At 39.5% G+C, this 22,372-nt stretch carries 20 protein-coding genes; 11 read left to right on the top strand and 9 right to left on the bottom strand.

Annotation, left to right across the window (positions count from 1 at the left end; translation table 11 throughout):
• Positions 1–70: 70 nt before the first annotated feature.
• The 3 genes from recD to BMW42_RS08980 all read left to right on the top strand — a co-directional run bounded on the left by recD (position 71) and on the right by BMW42_RS08980 (position 4,244).
• Complete coding sequence (recD, locus tag BMW42_RS08990; RefSeq protein WP_213032609.1) at positions 71–1,840, top strand: exodeoxyribonuclease V subunit alpha; 1,770 nt, start codon at positions 71–73, stop codon at positions 1,838–1,840.
• 606 nt (positions 1,841–2,446) lie between these two features.
• Complete coding sequence (locus tag BMW42_RS08985; RefSeq protein WP_092767232.1) at positions 2,447–2,734, top strand: hypothetical protein; 288 nt, start codon at positions 2,447–2,449, stop codon at positions 2,732–2,734.
• A 43-nt stretch (positions 2,735–2,777) separates the two neighbouring features.
• Complete coding sequence (locus tag BMW42_RS08980) at positions 2,778–4,244, top strand: S8 family peptidase (protein ID WP_092767230.1); 1,467 nt, start codon at positions 2,778–2,780, stop codon at positions 4,242–4,244.
• A 64-nt stretch (positions 4,245–4,308) separates the two neighbouring features.
• Here BMW42_RS08980 and BMW42_RS08975 read toward each other — a convergent pair whose 3' ends face one another.
• Positions 4,309–5,604, bottom strand: coding sequence for a serine hydrolase domain-containing protein (locus BMW42_RS08975; RefSeq protein WP_092767411.1), 1,296 nt, complete (start codon positions 5,602–5,604; stop codon positions 4,309–4,311).
• Between the two features lie 249 nt (positions 5,605–5,853).
• Here BMW42_RS08975 and rpsO point away from each other — a divergent pair, with 249 nt between their 5' ends.
• From rpsO to BMW42_RS08960, 3 genes are all read left to right on the top strand, one after another.
• On the top strand, positions 5,854–6,123 hold the full coding sequence (gene rpsO, locus BMW42_RS08970; protein WP_035264047.1) for a 30S ribosomal protein S15: 270 nt from the start codon (positions 5,854–5,856) through the stop codon (positions 6,121–6,123).
• A gap of 242 nt (positions 6,124–6,365) precedes the next feature.
• The gene (pnp, locus tag BMW42_RS08965) at positions 6,366–8,453 is read left to right on the top strand and encodes a polyribonucleotide nucleotidyltransferase (protein WP_171260705.1); all 2,088 of its coding nucleotides are present in this window, start codon (positions 6,366–6,368) and stop codon (positions 8,451–8,453) included.
• 106 nt (positions 8,454–8,559) lie between these two features.
• A complete protein-coding gene (locus BMW42_RS08960; RefSeq protein WP_092767226.1) occupies positions 8,560–9,792 on the top strand; it encodes a magnesium transporter CorA family protein in 1,233 nt (410 codons plus the stop codon).
• An 82-nt stretch (positions 9,793–9,874) separates the two neighbouring features.
• Here BMW42_RS08960 and BMW42_RS08955 read toward each other — a convergent pair whose 3' ends face one another.
• The 6 genes from BMW42_RS08955 to BMW42_RS08930 form a co-directional block, all read right to left on the bottom strand.
• Positions 9,875–10,138 (bottom strand): YdcH family protein, encoded by a 264-nt coding sequence (locus BMW42_RS08955; RefSeq protein WP_035264053.1) that lies wholly within the window; start codon positions 10,136–10,138, stop codon positions 9,875–9,877.
• Positions 10,139–10,214: 76 nt separating this feature from the next.
• Complete coding sequence (locus BMW42_RS08950; RefSeq protein ID WP_035264056.1) at positions 10,215–10,541, bottom strand: chaperone modulator CbpM; 327 nt, start codon at positions 10,539–10,541, stop codon at positions 10,215–10,217.
• A complete protein-coding gene (locus tag BMW42_RS08945) occupies positions 10,538–11,461 on the bottom strand; it encodes a DnaJ C-terminal domain-containing protein (RefSeq protein ID WP_092767224.1) in 924 nt (307 codons plus the stop codon). The genes BMW42_RS08950 and BMW42_RS08945 overlap by 4 nt, the downstream gene beginning before the upstream one ends.
• A gap of 153 nt (positions 11,462–11,614) precedes the next feature.
• Positions 11,615–12,490, bottom strand: a complete 876-nt coding sequence (hslO, locus tag BMW42_RS08940; RefSeq protein WP_092767221.1) for an Hsp33 family molecular chaperone HslO — start codon at positions 12,488–12,490, stop codon at positions 11,615–11,617.
• A gap of 50 nt (positions 12,491–12,540) precedes the next feature.
• Entirely contained in the window at positions 12,541–14,421 is a 1,881-nt protein-coding gene (locus BMW42_RS08935) for a monovalent cation:proton antiporter-2 (CPA2) family protein (RefSeq protein ID WP_092767219.1), read from the bottom strand.
• A 110-nt stretch (positions 14,422–14,531) separates the two neighbouring features.
• Positions 14,532–16,754: a primosomal protein N' gene (locus BMW42_RS08930; RefSeq protein ID WP_092767217.1), complete on the bottom strand. Its 2,223-nt coding sequence runs from the start codon at positions 16,752–16,754 to the stop codon at positions 14,532–14,534.
• A gap of 152 nt (positions 16,755–16,906) precedes the next feature.
• On the opposite strand from BMW42_RS08930, the gene gspF reads away from it, so the two are divergent.
• The 3 genes from gspF to BMW42_RS08915 all read left to right on the top strand — a co-directional run bounded on the left by gspF (position 16,907) and on the right by BMW42_RS08915 (position 19,210).
• On the top strand, positions 16,907–18,112 hold the full coding sequence (gene gspF / locus BMW42_RS08925; protein WP_035264068.1) for a type II secretion system inner membrane protein GspF: 1,206 nt from the start codon (positions 16,907–16,909) through the stop codon (positions 18,110–18,112).
• 58 nt (positions 18,113–18,170) lie between these two features.
• Positions 18,171–18,596 carry a type II secretion system major pseudopilin GspG gene (gspG, locus tag BMW42_RS08920; protein WP_228143111.1) on the top strand — a complete coding sequence of 142 codons (426 nt, stop codon included), beginning with the start codon at positions 18,171–18,173 and terminating at the stop codon, positions 18,594–18,596.
• A gap of 281 nt (positions 18,597–18,877) precedes the next feature.
• Positions 18,878–19,210 carry a hypothetical protein gene (locus BMW42_RS08915; protein WP_092767215.1) on the top strand — a complete coding sequence of 111 codons (333 nt, stop codon included), beginning with the start codon at positions 18,878–18,880 and terminating at the stop codon, positions 19,208–19,210.
• Positions 19,211–19,273: 63 nt separating this feature from the next.
• On the opposite strand, the gene lnt is transcribed toward BMW42_RS08915, so the two are convergent.
• Positions 19,274–20,833: an apolipoprotein N-acyltransferase gene (gene lnt, locus BMW42_RS08910; protein ID WP_092767213.1), complete on the bottom strand. Its 1,560-nt coding sequence runs from the start codon at positions 20,831–20,833 to the stop codon at positions 19,274–19,276.
• A complete protein-coding gene (locus BMW42_RS08905) occupies positions 20,830–21,669 on the bottom strand; it encodes an HlyC/CorC family transporter (RefSeq protein WP_092767211.1) in 840 nt (279 codons plus the stop codon). Before BMW42_RS08905 ends, lnt begins: the two co-directional genes overlap by 4 nt.
• A 200-nt stretch (positions 21,670–21,869) precedes the next feature.
• Here BMW42_RS08905 and tusA point away from each other — a divergent pair, with 200 nt between their 5' ends.
• Positions 21,870–22,127 (top strand): sulfurtransferase TusA, encoded by a 258-nt coding sequence (tusA, locus tag BMW42_RS08900; RefSeq protein ID WP_035264077.1) that lies wholly within the window; start codon positions 21,870–21,872, stop codon positions 22,125–22,127.
• A gap of 107 nt (positions 22,128–22,234) precedes the next feature.
• On the top strand, positions 22,235–22,372 hold a 138-nt coding region (locus BMW42_RS14960), incomplete at its 3' end, for a hypothetical protein (RefSeq protein WP_416224322.1).

Raw genomic sequence — 22,372 nt, 5'->3', positions numbered from 1 at the left:
TTATTAATCATTAATTTATCTTGTGGATAATATTGATGATAAATGTGTAGATAACTATGAGGATAACTGTGTGGAAATTAATCAGAATGAAAAAGTTGATGTTCCTCAATGGGTAACAACTTGGGCTGAATATATCCTAAATCAGTATCTTTCATCAGATGATTTAAATGAACAATCCATTAACACCATTGAACAAGTTCTGATGGCATCTACTGTCGGCGATAGTTGTATTGATTTGAAAGGGGAGGTTATCCAAGATCTAAGTAGGTTACTCGTGAGCGCAGAGCTTGCAGAACAGCAGGTCGCGCCTTTTGTTTATGATCGGAATTATTTGTATTTATATCGCTATTGGCAATTAGAGCAGCGTTTAGCTCGACAAGTTTATCGTTTAAAGCAGCAAACGATAGTGCCTGTAGATTGCACAAAATATGAAAAATTATTAATCGATCCATTTCAAAAGCAAGCCTTAGAAATAGTATCAAGGCAAGCGCTGAGTATGATTACAGGTGGTCCGGGTACAGGGAAAACGTATACTCTAGCGCGTATTATTGCTGTATTAAATGAGTCGAATCATCAGTTAAGAATCGCAATGGCTGCACCGACAGGGAAAGCTGCACAGCGAATGAAAGAAGCATTGCAAAACTCATTAAATGACGATGCAATGCTCAATATGGGTTTGGATATTGCCCACTTAAAGCAGCAAAATACGTTAACGATTCACCGTCTTCTGGGTTTAGGGCATAGCGCTCAACCTAAATACAGTCTGAAAAAGCCATTACCCTATGATGTGGTGGTGATTGACGAAGCCTCAATGCTCGATCTCAATCTCGCGACGATGCTTTTTGAAGCCATTCCAGACCAATGTCGTTTGATCTTGTTAGGGGATGCACAGCAGTTGGTCTCGGTTGATGTGGGGATGGTATTGGCGGATTTACAACAAGTAAAAGCGCTTAATGACCATCACGTCAATTTAGTGACCAGTAGAAGATTCAAAGCAGGTGCAAAAATCGGTGATTTGGCAAGGTTCATCCAATCACATGAATGCTCACCACAAAGCTCGAAAGTTGATGTATTGGCTAAATTTGAGAAGGAGATTTGTAGAGCGTCTGAAATCCAACAGATTAATTTAGCTGAGCTTCAAGAGGATCTTGTTCAACTAGAGTATTTGAATAAAGAATATTCAGATCAAGATTTAAAAGCCTATTACCTTAAATTAAGCTCGGGGTTTACGGATTACTTTAAAGCACTCAACCTTTATGTCAGAAATGGATATCAGCAGCAGGATGTGGCTGAAATTATCCAAAAATTTGATGATTATAGGATCTTAGCTGCAGTGAGACATGGACATTTGGGATTGAATCGTTTGAATGATGAAATTGAAAGGGAGCTATTTCAGCACATGCGGATATCACGACACGACCTTTGGTATATTGGTCGCCCTGTCATGATGACATATAACGATTATCAACTCGGGCTTTCTAATGGTGATATTGGGATATGTCTCAGACATCGCCAGTTTGCTGATCAATTTGAAGTATATTTTCCAAGTCTTGACCAATGGTTTCCAGCATCACGTTTACCAAAGTCAATGCAAACCTGTTATGCGCTGAGCATTCATAAGTCGCAAGGTTCTGAATTTAAACACACTGCAGTTGTATTAGATGAGTTTGCGTCACGTCTATTGAGCCAAGAATTATTGTATACCGCGATTACGAGGGCAAAAAAAGCAGTCAGTTTATTGGTGGATACTGATGCTTTATTTGAGGCAATAAACATTAAAACAATAAGAAAAACAGGTTTATTGAATAAATTAAACACTTTATTTATATCTAATATTTAACGATTGGTTGAAAATAGAAAACCTTTGTAGGAAATATCTTACAAGGATTCGAGAAATTGGCGCATAGAGCTTCGTACAATTTTTTGCGATGATTGCTTGCATAAAAGGTTCAACACGGAAAGTTGAGCAATATCGCATAATTACAATAATTTATAGTCGAGAGACTGCGAACTTACAATGATGTAAGTGATAAAAGAGGAAACTTACAGCCGCTAAGCCTTGTAGTTTTGGGAGAGACTACAGGGCTTTTTTATATACATATAAGATTAAATTGATTACATAATGTACGTAATTTCTTACATAAAGATCAGAAAACTGCGACTTGTGTTGCATAATGAATCTGGCAAAATAGTCATATAAGGAAATGAAACCTTAAGAACAAGGACCGTATTAATAATAAATGTGTGTGCAGCACTTACAATAAAAATATAAATAACAGAATCATAACTAAAATATAAGAATCTACAGCGCAAAAAAGGCCCTATGACTTGTCATAGGGCCTTTTTTAACCGTTTATCTCAATTTTAATTTTTAGGCATCTTTATACTTGTTTTGACTTAATGATTCTATTAAAGTGAGTAAAAATTATCACTTTATAAAAAAACCATGAAAAAATTCATAATTTTAATCATTTTGGTGAGTCTTGTTCTGTTTGGGTTGTATAAATGTTTTAAGCCTGCAGATCAAACTAGTTCCTCAGTCGCTCAGATTGATTCTCTATCTGCTTCTGAGCGTGGACAGCAAACGCCAATATCGCCTAACGAAGATAAAGTCGAAGATTTAAATGAGTCTGAGAAGATGCCTGTTACTGATTCTCCAGATTTAGTAGATCCGAAGAGCGATTTTTCGATTAAGCCTATTGATCCAGAAACTGATCCAGCCAATCAAGTGTAATTTTTTACCCTGCGCACTAAAAACATAACAACGGAGAACAATTATGTTTAAAACTTTATCATTAAGCGCATGTTTGAGTGTTTTGATGGTCGGTACTGCAATGGCTCAAATGAGTCCTGTAGCAGCTAACGCTAAATTGAACAATCAGGCAAAACAAAAAGTGTCGAAAGGTGGTATTAATCTGTCGGCATTATTGAACAACAGTTCAAATGATCTAATCGTTGAATATCATATTGACATTAATCATTTAGAAAATAATCGCGCTCAACTTCGTGAACATCTTGCTCAAAAGAAGCAATCGATTCAATCGAACTTTAAGCGTTTAGGTGGTATTCAATTACTACGCGATTATAATGCCTTACCATATAGTTTTCATCGCGTTCAAAAGCGTGACACGCTCGTAAGCTTATTGAATGACCCGAATGTAAAAGCAATTTATCCAAATAATATTTCTTATACGACAGCATCTCAAAGTCTACCATTAATTGGTCAAGTGCCTGCAGCTGCGCAAGGCTATACTGGTGCGGGGACAACAATTGCTATCTTAGATACAGGTATTAATTACCACCATTCAGACTTTGGTAATTGTACAGCGCCAGGTGTACCATCATCCACTTGCAAAGTTTCGGATTCTATTGAAATTGCTCAAGAAGACGATACATTAGAATTAGATGTTAATGGACATGGAACTAACGTTGCAGCAATTGCTTCTAAAGTTGCACCAGATGCAAAAATTGTGATGCTTGATGTGTTCACCGGCAGTACAGCTAGAACTGGTGGTGGCGCATCCGATTATGACATAATTGGTGCCTTGAACTGGGTAGCGAACCATGCCCAAAGCAAAAACATTAAATCAGTAAACTTAAGCATTGGTAATGGACGTAGTTATTCCTCAACTTGTACTAGTTCCGTACTTACAGATTCTTTTTCGAAGTTGAGAGGCTATGGGGTATTACCAGTAGTTGCATCTGGCAATGATGGCCATCTGAGTGGTATATCCTATCCAGCATGTACTGCGGGTGCAGTCAGTGTAGGGGCAGTTTATGATGCTAACGTAGGTTCGATTGCATTTAGCAATTGCTCTGACAGTGCAACTTATAGCGACAAAGTAACGTGTTTCAGTAACTCTAGTCGTAATTTAACTTTATTGGCGCCTGGTTCACGTATCACCGCTGGTGGATATACAATGGATGGTACTTCAATGGCTGCACCTCACATTGCTGGTGCTGTTGCTGTGTTACGTGCGAATAATGCTTTCCCGAATGAATCTCTGGATCAAATTGTTGCACGTATGACGTCTACGGGAACTTTGGTTACGGATCATCGTAACTCAATTCGAACACCTCGTTTGAATTTAATTGCTGCGTTAAATGGTGCTCCATCTACTCCAGCACCACAACCCCCTGTTATTGACCCACCTGTAGTGACGCCAACTCCTACGCCAACACCAACGCCAGCACCAAAACGTAACTGTCGTACTTTCTTTTTTGTGACAATCTGCACTGGTTAATTAATAGCTAATAGATGAAAACTTTAAAAAAAGGCATCTAAATGATGCCTTTTTTACATTGATATTAAACACGTTCAGTTTCAGATTGATCAGTTCCAAATAACGCGCGTCTTTTTTCCTTAGGAATACTTGGGCATTGGTTGGATATTTGATATAGCACTTTTGCTAAAGCGGCTAAATGTGTGCCTAACACAGATTTCCCTGTATTTAAGAACGATACACTGATATCCCGTTGAGGATCTGCCCAACATAAAATATTCGAGAAACCTAGATGACCAAAAGCTTGTCCAGTATTTGGGCCAAATACACCGATTGGATTACTGCCTAACATCGGACCAAGTGCATAACGCATAGGTGCTAAAAGGTTACGGTCTATTGTTGTATTGGATGTAGGGAGTGTTGCTCTGAAGACCGTTTCTGAATTGATAATTTGCTGATCTTGATAACGACCACCATTAAGTAACATTTCAAAAAAACGATTGGCTTGTTCAGCACTGGTATAAATATTTCCTGCAGGGCAGACGGTATCCATAAAACGGGGATCATTGGTGACATCCACTGCCAGTTGCAGTCCTCCGCCTAATACACGATTGAGATATAGGTCAGTCCCCAAAACAGGGTGAATCCCAGTTGGATAATTTTTTGCAACTAAATGACGTAGTTCTGGTTTTAAACCATAGTTGAAGAAAGGTAAATTCATTGGTTTTTCAATATGTTCGTGCAAGTAATCACGAATATCTTGTCCTGTTACACGTTCAACCAATTCTCCTAAAATATATCCAGCAGTTACAGCATGATAAGAGAGTTGCGAGCCTACGGGTGCAATCGGTTTTGCTGCATAAAGATGCTCCAGGATCCCTTGACGATCAAATAAAAGCTCTGGAGTGACCTCAGTTTCAATTTTAGGAATACCGCCGCGGTGTGACAACAAATGAAATATGGTGGCGCGTCGTTTACCGTTAACGCCAAACTCTGGAATATAGCGACTCACTGGATCAAGTAAGTTAATTTTCCCTTGTTGATCTAACAAATGCACTAACATGGCATTAACGATTTTAGAGGCAGAAAACATACAGACCGGTGTTTCTGGTGTCGCAACTTTAGAAGGGTCTGTTTGATAGTTTGGACCAAGTTCTGTGTAACCAATACTGCGATTAATTAATATCTGACCCTTGCGACGTAAACACATACTGATCATTGGATGATTGCCAGTACGATAAAGTGCTTCAACACTGTGCCAAATTTTATCAATTTGCTGTTGCGTCATTCCCCCAAGTTCTGGCGCAACTTCGTCTTTATGACGAGTGATCGTAGTTAAGTCTTTTGGTGCTATGCACGTATTTGTAGAGAGTAATTTCACGTTCATTCCATGTTTCATTGTTTTTATAACAGGCAAGTTTGCCCTGCCAAAAAACAAAAGTCAGTATCTTTAACGACATGAATTGATGATTGTTTCTGCCAGAAGTTATTGAGCGGATAATTTTGCTTTTTGAGGGGGGTTCCTTTAAAATAGCACGCTGCTGTAGTGATGCACGGCAGTCAATTCCGCTTTGAAGAGCGTCATTGATTTGTATCAAATACTTTTAAATAAGCATCTCGGAGAAATCGAATGGCTTTAACAAACGCAGATCGCGCAGAGATCATTGCTAAATTTGCTCGCGCTGAAAACGACACTGGTTCACCAGAAGTTCAAGTAGCTCTTTTATCTGCTCAAATCAATGACTTACAAGGTCACTTCAAAGAGCACAAACACGACCACCATAGCCGTCGCGGTCTTATCCGTATGGTTAACCAACGTCGTAAGCTTCTTGACTACCTTAAAGGTAAAGATGCTACTCGTTACAGCGATTTGATTGCTGCTTTAGGTTTACGTCGTTAATTCGATTTAAACTTTATTTTCGGATTATTGCATGTTGAATGCTGTATTGCTGAAAACTAAAGGCGATCTAGTTTCGACTAGATCATGGGGAAGGGGCGAATAGTTTCGCTCCTTCTTTGTGTTTAAAAATAGTGTTTCTAGTGAGGTCGGCTTCTAAGCTTTGTCATTTAAAACCTGTGTTGTGAATGCCAAACCTTAGGGGTCTCCACTAGAATAAAATCAGGAAAAAATAGAACATGTCGATGTTTAATATTATTCGTAAAGAATTCCAATTCGGTCAGCACCAAGTTGTGCTTGAAACAGGCCGTGTGGCGCGTCAAGCAAATACAGTAGTGATTACCATGGGTGGTGTGACTGTATTGGTTGCTGTTGTTGCTCAACCAACTGCGAAAGCAGGTCAAGACTTTTTCCCACTGACTGTTAACTACCAAGAAAAACAATATGCTGCAGGTCGTATCCCAGGTGGTTATGGTAAGCGTGAAGGCCGTGCATCTGAAGCTGAAACTTTAATTTCACGTTTGATCGACCGCCCAATTCGTCCGTTGTTCCCAGAAGGTTATTACAACGAAATCCAAGTGACTGCAACAGTTGTATCATCTGACAAAACTATGGAAGCTGATATTGCTGCAATGTTAGGTACCTCTGCTGCACTCGCAATTGCAGGTACACCATTCCGTGGTCCAATTGGTGCTGCACGCGTTGGTTTAATTAACGGTGAATACGTTCTTAACCCAAGTCATGAACAACTTGCTCAATCTGACCTTGACCTTGTGGTTGCAGGTACAGAAGCTGCTGTTCTTATGGTTGAATCTGAAGCGAAAGAACTTTCAGAAGACCAAATGTTGGGTGCTGTATTGTTCGGTCACGACGAAATGCAAATTGCAATTCAAGCGATCAAAGAATTTGCTGCAGCTGCTGGCGCGAAGGAATCTGACTGGGTTGCTCCAGCGAAAAACGAAGACCTTCGTAGTCAATTGAAAGCAGCTTTTGAAGCGAAAATCTCTGAAGCGTATACGATTGCGGTTAAGCAAGACCGTTATGCAGCACTTGATGCACTTCATGCTGAAGCGGTTGCTCAATTCGTTCCAGAAAATGACGAAACAGGTATTGCTGACGAAGTTAACGAATTATTTGAAGACCTTAAATATCGTACAGTTCGTGACAATATCTTGTCTGGTAAACCACGTATTGATGGTCGTGATACTAAAACTGTTCGTGCAATCGACGTACAAGTGGGCGTATTAGATCGCGCTCATGGTTCTGCATTGTTTACACGTGGTGAAACTCAAGCACTTGTAACAACAACTTTGGGTAACACGCGTGATGCATTAATGGTGGATACCCTTGCAGGTACGAAGACTGATAACTTCATGCTTCACTACAACTTCCCTGCATACTCTGTAGGTGAAACTGGTCGTGAATCTGGTCCTAAACGTCGTGAAATTGGTCATGGTCGTTTGGCACGTCGTGGTGTTCAAGCAGTTCTTCCACCAGCTGATCGCTTCCCGTACGTGATTCGTATCGTATCTGACATCACTGAATCGAATGGTTCGTCTTCAATGGCGTCTGTGTGTGGTGCTTCTTTATCACTTATGGATGCAGGTGTTCCACTTAAAGCGCCAGTTGCAGGTATTGCAATGGGTCTAGTGAAAGAAGGTGAACGTTTCGCAGTTCTTTCAGACATTCTAGGCGACGAAGATCACCTTGGCGACATGGACTTTAAAGTAGCAGGTTCTGCAAACGGTATTACTGCACTTCAAATGGACATCAAGATCGAAGGTATTACTGAAGAGATCATGGAAGTTGCATTGAATCAAGCGTATGCAGGTCGTATGAATATCTTGAATGAGATGAATCAAGTGATTTCACGTGCTCGTCCTGAAATCTCAATGCACGCACCAACATTCCAAGTGATCAGCATCAATCCTGATAAGATCCGTGACGTGATTGGTAAAGGCGGCGCAACTATTCGTCAAATCACTGAAGAAACCAAAGCAGCGATCGATATCGAAGATAACGGTACAGTACGTGTATTTGGTGAAACTAAAGCAGCGGCAATGGCTGCAGTAGCGAAAATCCAAGCGCTTACAGCAGAAATTGAACCAGGTACAATTTACACAGGTAAAGTCATTCGTATTGTTGAATTCGGTGCGTTCGTCAATATCCTTCCTGGTACTGATGGCTTGCTTCACATTTCACAAATCTCGAACGAGCGTATTGCGAATGTGACAGACGTTCTTACTGAAGGTCAAGAAGTTAAGGTACAAGTTGCGGATGTTGATAACCGTGGTCGTATCAAACTTACAATGAAAGACATTGAACAAGCTTAATCATTTAAGCTAATTCTAAGCCTTGTGTGGTGCTTCGTTTAAACGAGTGTTACACAAGGCTTTTTTTATGGCATGATCAAAATGTTCTCATTTAAAAATAACTAAAATGCAAAAGTTTAATTATTATTATCATCAAGGTGACGGGTATATTTATCTGAGTGAAGAATTATCGACTGATGTTGATGCAGAATTTATATGGTTGAGTTTTGAACGCCACGAATTGATTCAAAATACAGAGACGTGGCAACGATATATTTTTGAGAACACTGGAATTCTGTTGAACGAATTTCATCTTAAAGATATTCAAAACCTTGAGCATCCTTGCGTATTTGATGCATTGGATGATTATGATTTGTTGATCTTTAAAAAATTAATCACCCCAGATGATCACATTCAAATTCAGAATGGTCATTCAGCTGAACAACAAACTGCGGACATTGTTACAACGCCGGTAAGTTTTGTCATGACATCAAATGTTTTAATCACAGTGCATGAACGAGGTAATCGTGTATTTGAAACATATCTTGAAAGAGTGCAGGCGATTCAAACACGACCTATAGAGCAACAGAATATTCCACGAAAATTAGCACAGAGCCCTGTAGATATTGCGCTTAGATTACTGAATATGATGGTGGATGGCTATTTAGGTTTACGTGTACCACTAACCAAACGTGTGGAATTTTGGCAAAAAGAACTATTACAAGGAAATCAAAAATTTAATCGATGGAATCAACTGCTGCAAGAGATCACCGCTTTTCAACAAGTTGAAAATTTGTGTGAAGAACAGGTTGAATGCCTACAAGAATTAAGAGATGAAATTGTCGAAAATTATCATCATATTAAAGCTAAACGTAAGGCAGAGAAGCAAAATTTAATGCTCGTCCGAATGGATGATTTAATTAGCCATATTGAAAGAATACAAAAGCACAGTGTTCGGTTAAACCATGCAGTACAAGCCGCTATCGATTTGCACTTTTCAGCAGTGGCCAATCAAACCAATGAAAATATGAGAATTTTAGCAATTATCACCGCTGTATTTGCACCACTGACTCTTCTTACAGGTATTTACGGAATGAATTTTGAATTTATTCCAGGATTAAACTCACCGCATGGCTTTTGGTATATGCTCACAGCCATGTGTGTGACAACACTTTTGTTAATTTGGTATTTTTATCGTAGACAAATGGTCGGGCGCGGTGAAAAAAGTGTGATGGAATTGTTGGCTCAACAAAACCAGCAGCAACAACTCGGTTTGTTTGCATTTTTGGAGTATGAACCGATTCAAAAAACATTGAAAGGTACGCTCCGAGAAATGGGGCGTTGGACTCGATTAAAATAGTCAACGTCACATAAGGCACTTATGCTTTAAGTCAGAATGATAAGTGCCAGATTCACCGTTATTTTATAATATTAAATTGAAATTACTGAGTAAGGTTCGTCTGCGCTTGTTTGAGCAAACGATACATTTCATCTTTTAATTTAAGTTTTTTTCGCTTTAGAAACTCAATATCATCATTAATTACATTAACTGGATTTAGTTCCAAATGCGTAATTTCATGATCTAGCGTTTCATGTTCCTCGAAAATTTTAGCGAAGTGAGGGTTTTCTTCTCTTAAAGGCTGAATAAGTTCACGGAACTCAGGGAAAAGGTTTTTCAGCTTTTTATTGCATTCTTTAACTTTCATTGATGGTTTAATCCTTTCATTCTAATCAATAAAAAATAAATGCATGTAACAGTACATGCATTTATGTGGGCTTGCTTTATTTGAAGTATTTCACTTGCTTGCGCAATTGTTGTACTTCATCTATCAGATCCATCATCATGGCGACGGCAGGGAGACTTGCTTCAAAATCCCGTTGCAAGCGATAAGCTCTCCGTGCTCGAGTAAGTTCTTCACCAAAAAATTGATGGATTTTTTGCTCAGAACGAGCAGGTAGAATCTCATATTCAAGTAATTGCAAAACCCATTCAGGACTTTGTCCGCATGCTTGGGCAAAATGCTTTAAATCAAAAATACATTGGTCATCAATGATTTCAGCCTCTAAATATCCATTTTTGTACACTTCTCGGTACTGAATCGTTGTCATGATTCACCTCCTTCATCACGAGGGTTGAAATGTGTAAATGCTTGAGCAAATTGCTCATATGCCTGTTTTTGCTGCGGGGATTCTGCTCTTGGATAAACAATATTCAGGATTAGATAAAGGTGTCCCGGGGGGGAAGAGGGAATCCCTTTTTCTTTAATACGGAGTTGTTTGCCATAAATTGTATGTTGAGGAATGCTGACTTTAATCTTTCCAGAGGGGGTTTTTAGCTCGATGTCTTGGCCTAAAGCAGCTTCCCAAGGACTAATGTTAATGTGATAGTAAATGTCTGCCTGATCGACATATATGCTGTCAGTGGTTTGATAATGGATCTGTATATAAAGATCTCCATTTTCACCGCCCGATAAACCTGCTTGTCCTTGACCTTTGAGCCGAATTTGTTGACCGTTTTTCATCCCTTTCGGGATTCTAATTTCAAGGGTTTTTCGCTGAACTTCAGGTTGTCCATATGCATTAAAAGTGGGTATACGCAATTGGATGGATTGAGTGACACCTTCAAAAGCGACTTGTAAGGGCACTTCTATACAGGCATGTTGATCTTCACCACGAATTGGCTGGGATTTATATTGGTGTGAGCGCTGTGCATAACCTCCACCAAAACCTGTACCAAAACGCCCAAACAAATCTTCAAAGCCAGAAAATTCATGATTTGTATGGTTTTTAGTATCCGAGAAAGGAGACTGACTATTCAACTGATCGAGTTGTTGATCGTACTCTTGTTTTTTTAAAGGATCACTTAATGTGTCATACGCAGTATTAATCGCCTGCATTTTTTTTTCGGCATCAGGTGCTTGACTGATATCGGGATGGTATTTCCGAGCCAGTTTTCGATATGATTTTTTTATTTCCTCAGGACTCGCATCGCGATCTAGTCCGAGTTCCTCATAATAATTATTTGCCATTAAGCAAAAATAACCGTTGATTAACTTTTAATCATTATGAGCAGACTTTCGAAGACTACAATATGTTCAGATGGTGAATAATTGTTTCAATTTCTTACAACCAAAAAAATCAGCAAGTAAAACTTGCTGATTTTCGAAGAGAACTGTTAAGGATTAACTGAGGTGCTCGCCGAATAGACCGAGTGCTTCTTCAGCAGTAAATCTGTATTGAGTGTTACAGAATTGACAGTCCATGGTAATAGGGTTCTGTTGTTCTAAAATTTCACGCACAGATTCAGCACCCACCTGAATTAATGCTGTAGAGCAACGCTCTTTAGAACATGTACAGCCAAATTGAAGTTGTTCAGCTTCAGGTAGTCTGACTTCTTCTTCATTATATAAGCGATACAAAATTTCTTGCGCATCTAGCTCAGTAAGTTCATCTGTTTTTAAAGTTTCAGTGAGCATGGTTAGACGAGGCCAGATATCTTCATCAACCTTTTGCTGCTCTTCATCATTGTTACGCGGTAACAATTGAATCAAAAGACCACCAGCGCGTTGAGCAGTACTAGCTAAAACGATCTTGGTTGGGATTTGGGCAGATAAATCATAATACTGCATGAGGCATTTAGCTAAATTCGGCTGATCTAAAGGCACGATACCCTGATAGCGTTCGCCAAATTCAGGTTCAATATTAATAAATAAAACTGGACTGACCAAAGTTTTCAGAACGATGCTGCTGTCTGATGCTTCTTCAAAACGTGGATCAGCTTCATATTCAGCTAATCCGCGTACTTCACCGAGGTGATTACATTCAGCCATAGCCCATTTTAAGGTGCCAGAAGCTTGAATTTGGAGGCTAATACGTCCCTTAATTTTAAGTGTGCTGGCCAACAATGCAGTTGCACTGAGCATTTCGCCCAATAAAATTTGAATCGCAGGTGCATAGGCGCGTTGTGCTAAAATTGTTTTAAGCGCATCTTCAAGATGTACGACTTCACCACGAACAGGGCTGTTATCAATAAAAAAACGTTGACGTAAATCAGACATAAAATTCTCCAAATCCCTGTCTAGATGGTGACGATATTGTAAATCACAAGTTAAAATTCTTCATCTCGACAAACATTAATTTGGTTTTGCGAGTGCTTAGCGCGTCGTTCTATAGAACTTACTTCAGAATCAATGGTTTCATCTAAACTTTCTGAAAGTGGTTGATGTTGTTGAGCATCATTTTCAAAAATTTGTTCGAGTTCCGCTAAGAAATTTCGATAGCTTTCAAAGACTTTTTGATCATCCGTATAGATGCGTTGTTGCTCAGCTAATAGACGCTCATCATAGTCTCTAAATATTTCAATACTATGTTGAGCATGTTCTTGACTTAAACCTAACGCGGTTAAGGTGCGAAATGCCATACCGAGTGAAGATAGAAAAGTTTCACGCCAAATATGCTCAATGCCTAAGTCTTTAAGTAAATGCATATGATGTCGATCACGGGCACGGACGATGAGTTTGAGCGTTGGATAATTCAAACGTAAATGGCGAGCAATATTCATCGACATTTCCACATCGTCTACAGCAAGTACAAATGCCTTAGCATGCTCGATGCCTGCAGATCTCAATAAATCAGGGGAGGAGGCGTCTCCATAATAAATTTTACCACCGTACTTTCTCACAAAATCAATTTTTTCTAAATTATTATCAATGGCTGTAAAGCTGACATGATTGAGATAAGCAACGCGCGCCACTATTTGTCCGACGCGTCCAAAACCTGCAATGATTAATGTTGAATGAGTGTCTGGTAATGGGACATCTTCAGCGCTATCAGTCTTTCGATCAAGATATGGAATGAGCCATCGTTGTGCAAGCCAGAAAATGACAGGGGTGAGTGCCATCGAAATTGCAATGATCAGAATCGTAGGGGATAACACTGCTTGAGTAATTAAACCTTCGGTATTCGCAACAGCTAAGATCACATAAGCAAATTCTCCTCCTTGAGCAAGACAAATGGCAATCAATACACTGGTTTTCCATTGAAATTTAAAATATCGCGCGATTGCAACCATGCTTAATATTTTTATGATGATCAGCACTAATGCCCCACCAAAAATGAATAGCGGCTGATCTACGAGGAGATCAATCGGTGTCATCATGCCTACGCTCATAAAGAATAAACCGAGTAATAACCCTTTGAAGGGTTGAATGCTCGATTCCAGTTCATGGCGAAACTCAGAATCCGCGAGTAATACACCTGTCAGAAAAGCACCGAGCGTGGTGCTTAATCCGAGCATATCCATAAACAGAACAACCGCTAAAACAATGAAGAGTCCAGCAGCCGTAATGAGTTCCGTTGCACCACTCTGTACAATGAATCTAAAAAATGGTCGCATCACATAGCGACTAAATAAAAATAAGCCAGTAAACGTTGCAACAACAGCGGCAAAATAAGCAATACCATGATGTGTAGACTGATTTCCCGCGAGTAGGGGAATCAGGGCGAGTAAAGGAATAGCGGCAATATCTTGAAACAGTAAAATAGAGAAAGATTGCTGACCATGCGCGGTATTCAGCTGCTGCTTTTCTGCAAGTAATTGCATGACAAATGCTGTAGATGATAAAGCAAGGGCAAGACCAATTACGACACTAGTAGCAAGATGCTGTTGGAAGAACAGCCAAATGGTTGCGACAAGAATTATACCTGTGATCAAGACTTGAGCACTTCCAATCACAAATATAGAGTGACGCATATTCCACAAGCGCTGAGGGCGTAATTCTAGGCCGATTAAGAACATCAAAAAAATCACGCCGTACTCAGCTAATTTCATTAATGTTTCGGCATCGTTGGTCACATTCAATGCACTTGGACCAAGTAATATTCCTGTAAACAAATAACCTAAGACTGTCGCAATACCAATTTTTTTTCCGAGCGGAACAAAAATTAATGCGGCAGCTAGAAAAATTGTGATTTGTAACAACAATGGCATTGGCCTTCCCTAAAGTGGAATGTTGGACTGATGAAATTGTAATCGTGTCTGCTTTAGCCGTGTAAATTTAATTCAGGTCTTCGACTTTGATAATTTAACTCTATTCATGATTAGCTTAGCTCTTGAGGATCTATATCAATACTGAGCTTCATCGTTGAAGGTTTTTGTTGAAGCACGAATGGCCACCATTCTCGTATATAGAAATGCATTTTTGCACGATCTGATGACAATAAAACCACATGTGCCTGATAACGCCCAGCCTTTCGCTCCATTGGCGCAGGAATTGGACCCCAAATCTCAATCAGCTCACCAGTATGTTGTTGGAGCGATTGTGTCATATTGGTTAAAAAATTGAGATTTTCTTCCTGACTACGCGATTCACAACGTATTAATGCTGCATAGCGCATTGGAGGGAGTAAAGCAGCTTGACGATCATGAAGTGTTTCACGAGCAAAAGCACGATAGTCTTTATGAATGAGCGTGTTGAGTAGAGGGTGATCAGGTCGTAAAGTTTGTAGATAAACCTCACCTTTTTTTTCACCTCGTCCTGCACGACCTGCAACTTGAACAATCAATTGGGCTGTTCGTTCCGTTGCTCTGAAATCAACACTGAGTAGGCCACTATCAATATCTAAGATTGCAACTAAGGTTACATATGGAAAGTGATGACCTTTGGCTAACATTTGCGTACCAAGTAAAATCATCGGTTTACTTTGATGAATTTGCTCGTAAATTTTTTGCCAACTCCCGACACGGCTCGTGGAATCACGATCTACTCTGACCACAGGAAAGTCTGGAAATAAAAGTTGTAAATTCTCTTCAACTTTTGCCGTGCCCATTCCAATAGGCTTCAAGGTGTGTTGCTGACAAGAGGGGCATTGATCAGGCAGTCGATTAATTGTCCCACAGTGATGGCAATGCAGGTGCTCATATGGTTTTTTATGAAGCGTAAAATGTGCATCACAATGGGGACAATTGGCTTGCCATCCACAGCTTTCGCAGATCAGGACAGGTGCATAACCACGTCTGTTTAAAAAGATCAGTACCTGTTCTTCTTGATTGAGTCTTTTTTGAATTTCTTTAATGAGTTGTTCGCTTATACCATGCTGTTTTTGAGCAATCTTTAGATCAATTAAATGAATTTTAGGTAAGCTTGCACCTGCGGCACGTTCATCGAGTTTCAGAATCGTTAATTTTTTTTGCTCCACCAAATGATATGAGTCAATACTTGGTGTTGCTGAGCCAAGGACAATGGGGCATTGCTCTAAATAAGCGCGATAGAGAGCAACATCACGTGCATGGTAGCGAAAACCTTCTTGTTGTTTGAATGACAGGTCATGCTCCTCATCTAAGATAATGAGCCCTAAATTTGGCATGGGGGTGTAAATCGCAGAGCGTGTACCAAGAATAATGGAGGCCTTCCCTGTTTGAGCATATTGCCAAGCTTGGAGGCGTTTTGTGTCATTCAGTCCGGAATGCAACAAGACAATATTGCAGTGAAAGCGAGATTGAAATCGACTGATAGTTTGAGGGGTTAAGCCAATTTCTGGTACCAGTACCAATACTTGCTGACCTTTTTGTAAAACCTCTTGCATGACTTGCAAATAAACTTCAGTTTTTCCGCTTCCAGTTAAACCATCGAGTAAAAATGCTTGATAGCGATTTTGTGCTTTTAAAATGGATTGAATTGCTTTTTTTTGATCATCATTTGCTGTCAATGGCATTTGAGCCAGCTGTACAGGTTCAGGACTAAAGTCCTGCTGAATCAATTTACATTCGACGATTTCTTTCTTTTCAAGCGCTTTTAATGTTGCTGTTTCCACACCACTCAAATTCAGTATTGTCTCGGCAGTCCCTTGCGGATGTAACTTTAATATTTTATAAGCCTCTTGTTGTTTTAAAGATCGAGCCACTTTCTTTTCAGCGTCTAAATTTAAAACTTTCCAAGAGTGAGCTAATAAATTATAGGGTTTACCCTGCCTTAAAAATGTCGGCAAAGTGGTATGCATGACTTCCCCAATGGGAAATTGATAATATTGAGCAGACCACTGCGCGAGCTGAATGATCGTAGCATTGAGTATGGGTTGTAGATCCAAGATTTCAGTGATGGATTTCAGTTTGATTTTCGGATCTAATGGCGTTTCCGGTGCGATCTTTTCAAGTACGATTCCGACTAAGTTTTGACGACCAAACGAAACAAGAACACGGCAACCTATGTGTATAGTTTGGTATTGTTCCGCAGAAACTTCATAATCAAAACAATCATATAGATAAACTGGCACCGCGATGCGCACTCGATAAACAATTTGGCTTAATTCTGAAATATTTGTCATATATAGTCGTCGATCAATATGGTGAAAACTTATCGTGGATAACCAATGCTTGTGATAGAGTGTTCAAGTTGTTGCAAGTGATCAATATGAATGAAGAGAACGGTCTAAGGCAACTCTTAAGACATCATAATTAGGAAAATTAGAGCATTATCATGCCCGCATATCAATATACTGCCATCGATGCTTCAGGAAAGCAGCAAAAGGGTGTGCTAGAAGGTGATTCAGCCCGACAGATTCGACAACAGCTTCGGGATAAACAATGGATTCCAGTACAAGTTGATGCTGTAGAACAAAAAGACAAGCATCGAACTGGTGGTTTTTTTCAAAAAAAATTTACAGCTTATGACTTAGCTTTAATGACTCGCCAATTATCCGTATTAGTTGCTGCGGGGATCCCACTTGAGGAAGCATTAAGAGCAGTTGCCAAACAAAGCGAAAAAGCTCACGTGCAAAATTTGATGTTATCTGTAAGATCAAAGGTTTTAGAAGGTCATTCCTTGGCTCAAGGGATGCAACAATCTGGCAGATTCCCTGAACTTTATATTGCAACGATTGCTGCTGGTGAGCGATCAGGACACTTAGATCTTATTCTCGATCAATTGGCTGATTACACTGAAAATCGCTTTGCGATGCAAAAGAAGATTCAAGGTGCAATGATTTATCCTATTATTTTGATGTTGATGTCTTTCGGTATCGTAATGGGACTCATGACCTATGTAGTACCAGACATCGTTAAAACTTTTGACCAAAGTAAAGATGCGCTACCTTGGATTACGGTTGCTTTAATGAAAGCCAGTGATTTTATACGTCAAGCTTGGCCATTTGTATTGGTTGCATCGGCGTTGGGATTCTTTCTATTGGTGCGTTTTTTAAGGACTGCCGCAGGGCATTATGCTTTTGATCGTCTCACGTTGAAGTTGCCATTATTTGGAAAACTATCACGAGGTATTAATGCCGCCCGCTTTTCAAGTACCTTATCTATCTTAACGCAATCTGGTGTTCCTTTGGTCGACGCGTTGAAAATTGGTGCAGCAGTAAGTAGCAATTGGGTTATTCGAGATGCAGTCAATGTCGCGGCTGAAAAGGTCACAGAGGGTGGAAATTTGGCGACGCAACTTGAACGCTGTGGTTATTTTCCACCGATGATGGTGCAAATGATCAAAAGTGGTGAAGCCTCGGGTGAGTTGGATCGAATGTTAGAAAGAGCTTCGACGATGCAAGATCGAGAGGTTACTACATTGATCTCAACATTATTGGCGTTGTTGGAACCACTAATGTTGGTGTTAATGGCTGCGATTGTATTGGTGATCGTGATTGCTGTCATGTTGCCAATCGTCAACATGAACAATATGATTTAAACAGATTCAATAAATTCTAATAATGAATGAAATAGCGAGTGAAAACATGCGAAACAAGATGAAAATGCGAAAACAATCTGGTTTTACCCTGATCGAAGTGATGGTAGTGATTGTGATTTTAGGTGTGCTTGCAGCACTGATTGTGCCTAATGTCATGGGTCGTGGTGAGAAAGCGAAGGTTGATACCACAATCATTACGCTGAAAGGTGTTGCAGGTGCATTAGATCAATACAAATTAGACAACAACCAATATCCATCCATGCAAGATGGTGGCTTGGATGCTTTGGTCAATCAACCAGCTTCAGCAAAAAATTGGTTACCTGGTGGTTATGTGAAGGGTGGTTATCCTAAAGATAGTTGGGATAATGATTTACAATATGTGATTCCTGGTTCGGAAGGTCGTGCATATGATCTTTATTCATTCGGCGCAGATGGAAAGCAGGGTGGTGAAGGAAATGATGCTGATATCTTTTACACACCATAAATGAAAATCATTATTAAAAACCATTCATAGTATTAATCACTTCACTTAATCGAATTAATAAATATTGAGTGAAGTGATAATCTTTATTATTTAGGAATATTAACTTAAGATATTGATAATTAAAATATTTGTAAATAATTAGTTTTTGAGACTTATAATAAGAATTATTCCCATATTTAATGGTTACAAGAAACAGAAAATATGAAGAAAATTAGGCTTTTTATTTTAATTTTTCCCTGCATAATGGAGCCAACAGCTTAGCTTGATAATAAGGGGGAATGATGAAAGCATTAATATTGTCAGATGAAATCAATTTATTTCATTGGACTGTGCTCAAGTCTGCACTGCTTATTTTGAGCTTATTGCCTATCAGTCATCTATTTATTGATCTTTGGTCAAATGCAGATGCAAGCAGTCAAATCATGATCGGATTTATGGCGATTAGTGTATTTAGTGCGATTACGATTTTAAGTTTTTATAGTGCACTTAAAGCATCTGTTTTGACGCTGTCTGATGTATCTTCAACATGTGAAGCGCTGCTGATTAAAATTTATCGATCTATTCCGATGTTGAGTTTGATGGCAATGCTGTCTTACCTCACTACACAAATTTAAAAAAACCGAGCATATTTGCTCGGTTTTTTTGATATAGAACGTATATTTGATTTGAACCAAGTGTTATCGACGAGATTTAAAACTGACATCGACAACACGTGGTCTAAAGAACCAACCCATCACCAATAAAATCAATGACAATCCCAATATTGGCCAATCACTGAATCTCGTATACCAAGTTTGCCCTTCCATTGCAGGTAAATCACCACGAAGAACCGCTTTTTGATCAATTGGGGCTTGGCTGACGATTTCCCCTTTGTGGTTGATAAAAGCAGTCACACCTGTATTGGTTGCACGAATAAACCAGCGTCCATTTTCTTTTGCTCGCATTTGTACCATTTGTAAATGTTGCCACGGACCAGCCGTACCCGTAAACCACGCATCATTTGAAACGGTGACGAGGAAATCACTATTTAGTGCATTGCGTCGGGTTAGGTTCGGATAGGCAACCTCATAACAAATCGCAGCAGCTAATTTGTGGTTGTGAATTGAAAATGGAGCTTGATCCTGCGGACCACGTGAAAAACCGCTCATTGAAGGATCATTTTGAAGCGCAGGTAACACCCAACTTAACAGGCCAGACAGCGGAATATATTCACCAAAAGGAACGAGACGCTGTTTTTTATATAAGCCTGTAGCTTCATCACCGGATGCCATCATGGAGTTGTAATAACGCGGATAACCCAATGCCTTAGATTCATTTAAATCCCAATATGGAATGCCTGTTACCCAAGCTGTGTTGGTACTTTTGGCTTGCTGATCCATTGCATCTAAAAATGGTTCAATATCTGATTGAAACATTGGGATAGATGATTCAGGCCAAACCACCAAGTCACGTCCCCATTCTGATCGCGTTAATTGTGCATAGATTTCAAGTGTCTTTACTTGATACTCAGTTAACCACTTTAAATCTTGAGGAATATTACCTTGGATTAAAGAAACGCTCAGCGGTGCTGATTTTTTTTCTTCAATAAAAGTTAAATAGGATGCGCCCCATGCACCTAGCAATACAATTAAAACTGGAATAGCCCAAAAGTAGCGTTTTCGTAGGATTTCAACAAGTGCAGATGCAATGAGAATGACCACGAAAGAAACGGCAAATACACCAAATAAAGGTGCATAGCTATCTAAGAAGCGCTCGGTAAAAGCATAACCTGCAAATAACCAAGGGAAACCAGTAAATACCCAAGTTTTTGCCCATTCAAAGAATACCCATAAAGGGGCAAAAGTAAGTGGTGTTTCTGGAAAGAATCGACGATATATCCAAGTTTGTATTGCAGTAAATAGCCCCATCACCAAGGCCATAATCGCAATCATGATGACACTTAAAAACGCAGATGTATCACCATACACATGGATAGAGGTGTATAACCAGAATGCACCTACAAACCATAATCCAAAACCGTAAGCCCAACCGATGAGGAATGCTTGTTTAGAATTCCGCTTACTGAGTGTGGCATATAGCAATGCTGGCGATAATATTGCCAGCCACCACCAATAAAAAGGTGCAAGTGCGAGACTAAAAGTCGCACCTGCTGTTAAAGCAATAAGGAGTGGATAAATGAAAGGTAATGATTTTTGTTTTTCTGAAGGACTCAATAATTTTTGAAAATAGGCTCTCATTTACGCACAGCTCGAATCAGATGAATAGTACGGACATCTGCTTCCACAATGGTAAATTCCCAATCTCCCAATTCAATCACTTGGCCTTGAAGATCGCTGACTAAACCAATTTCTTGCAGTAATAGTCCACCCACAGTTTCCACTTCATCATCGGAAAATTCAGCATTTAAAACATTGTTAAAATGTTCAATTGGTGTAAGTGCTTGAACTAACCACGTGTTACTGCTGTTGCTGGTTTGATCTGGAACAATGAAATTGGCTTCTTCATCGACATTGTCATGTTCATCTTCAATTTCACCCACAATTTCTTCAAGAATATCCTCAAGTGTCACTAAACCCGAAGTAGAACCGTACTCATCAATCACAATCGCAATATGTGTTTGAGTGTTTTTTAGCATTCGGAGCACTTGATCAGAACGCGCGCTTTCAGGCACAAAGATCGGTTGGCGCATCAGCGAATGTACATTTACTTTCGAATCACGATCTTTTAAGAAAGGTAAGAGGTCCTTTGCCAAAAGGATACCAATGACGTTATCAGGTTGATCTGTTGAAAATACAGGGAAACGTGAGTGTGCTGACTCGATGAGAACATCAAGAATATCCAATAACTCATCATCTTCTTGTAAGCTAACCATTGAAGTTCGTGGCGTCATGACTTCACGAATTTTAGTCGCTGGAAGGTCAAAGATTCCTTCGAGCATCGCTACTGTATCTGGTTCGAGTAGTCGACGTGAATCTTGTACAATTTTTAACAGTTCATCTCGGGTTTCTGGGGCTGTGCCTAACCATTTGCGTAAGCCACGCATACCCCACGATGTACCTGATTCCTCTTGCATGATCTTTCCTAAAGACTCTTCAATTGAAAAAATAAGTTTTAATCATACCGAAGAAAATACGCTTGTCTATTGGTAAAATTTTGATTCCTAATGATCTATTTGATCATAGACCACTGTATTTGGAGTCTTTTTCTGAATTTGGGAGTGAAAAGATTGAATTATGATAAAATAATCGCCCAATCTTTTTAGGGCGATATTGAATGTCTGATTCTCAAGTTCAACCTCAAATCCAGTTGAATACACGTGGTTTACGTTGTCCAGAACCGGTGATGATGTTACATCAAGCCATTCGTAAATCTAAGTCTGGTGATGTGGTGGAAGTATTTGCAACAGATAATTCAACTTCTTGGGATATTCCTAAATTCTGTATGCATCTTGGTCATGAATTGCTGTTGCAAGAAGAACGTTTAGATGACAATGGGAACAAAGAGTTTCATTATTTGGTAAAAAAAGGTTAGCCCGCCTTGAATTAACGATTGAAACAATTCATATCGTTTAAAATTGATTTTTTCGTGTACAATTTGGGTTAAGAATATCTAAATAATAATGATTAACTCATTTTGACATGAAGAATTTCATCAATAATATTCAGTGTGCGATTGATCAGCTCGGCCTAACCGCCCAAAACAGAGCCCTCCACATCCAATTCAGTCATTCACAACTGAATAGCCAAGTCTTCCTACAACGCATCGATGGCAGCCAT

It is taken from the genome of Acinetobacter sp. DSM 11652, from assembly GCF_900109815.1.
Lineage (GTDB): Bacteria > Pseudomonadota > Gammaproteobacteria > Pseudomonadales > Moraxellaceae > Acinetobacter.
The sequence above is the reverse complement of the archived record's forward strand: the minus strand, read 5'-3'. Positions and strand labels throughout refer to the sequence as shown.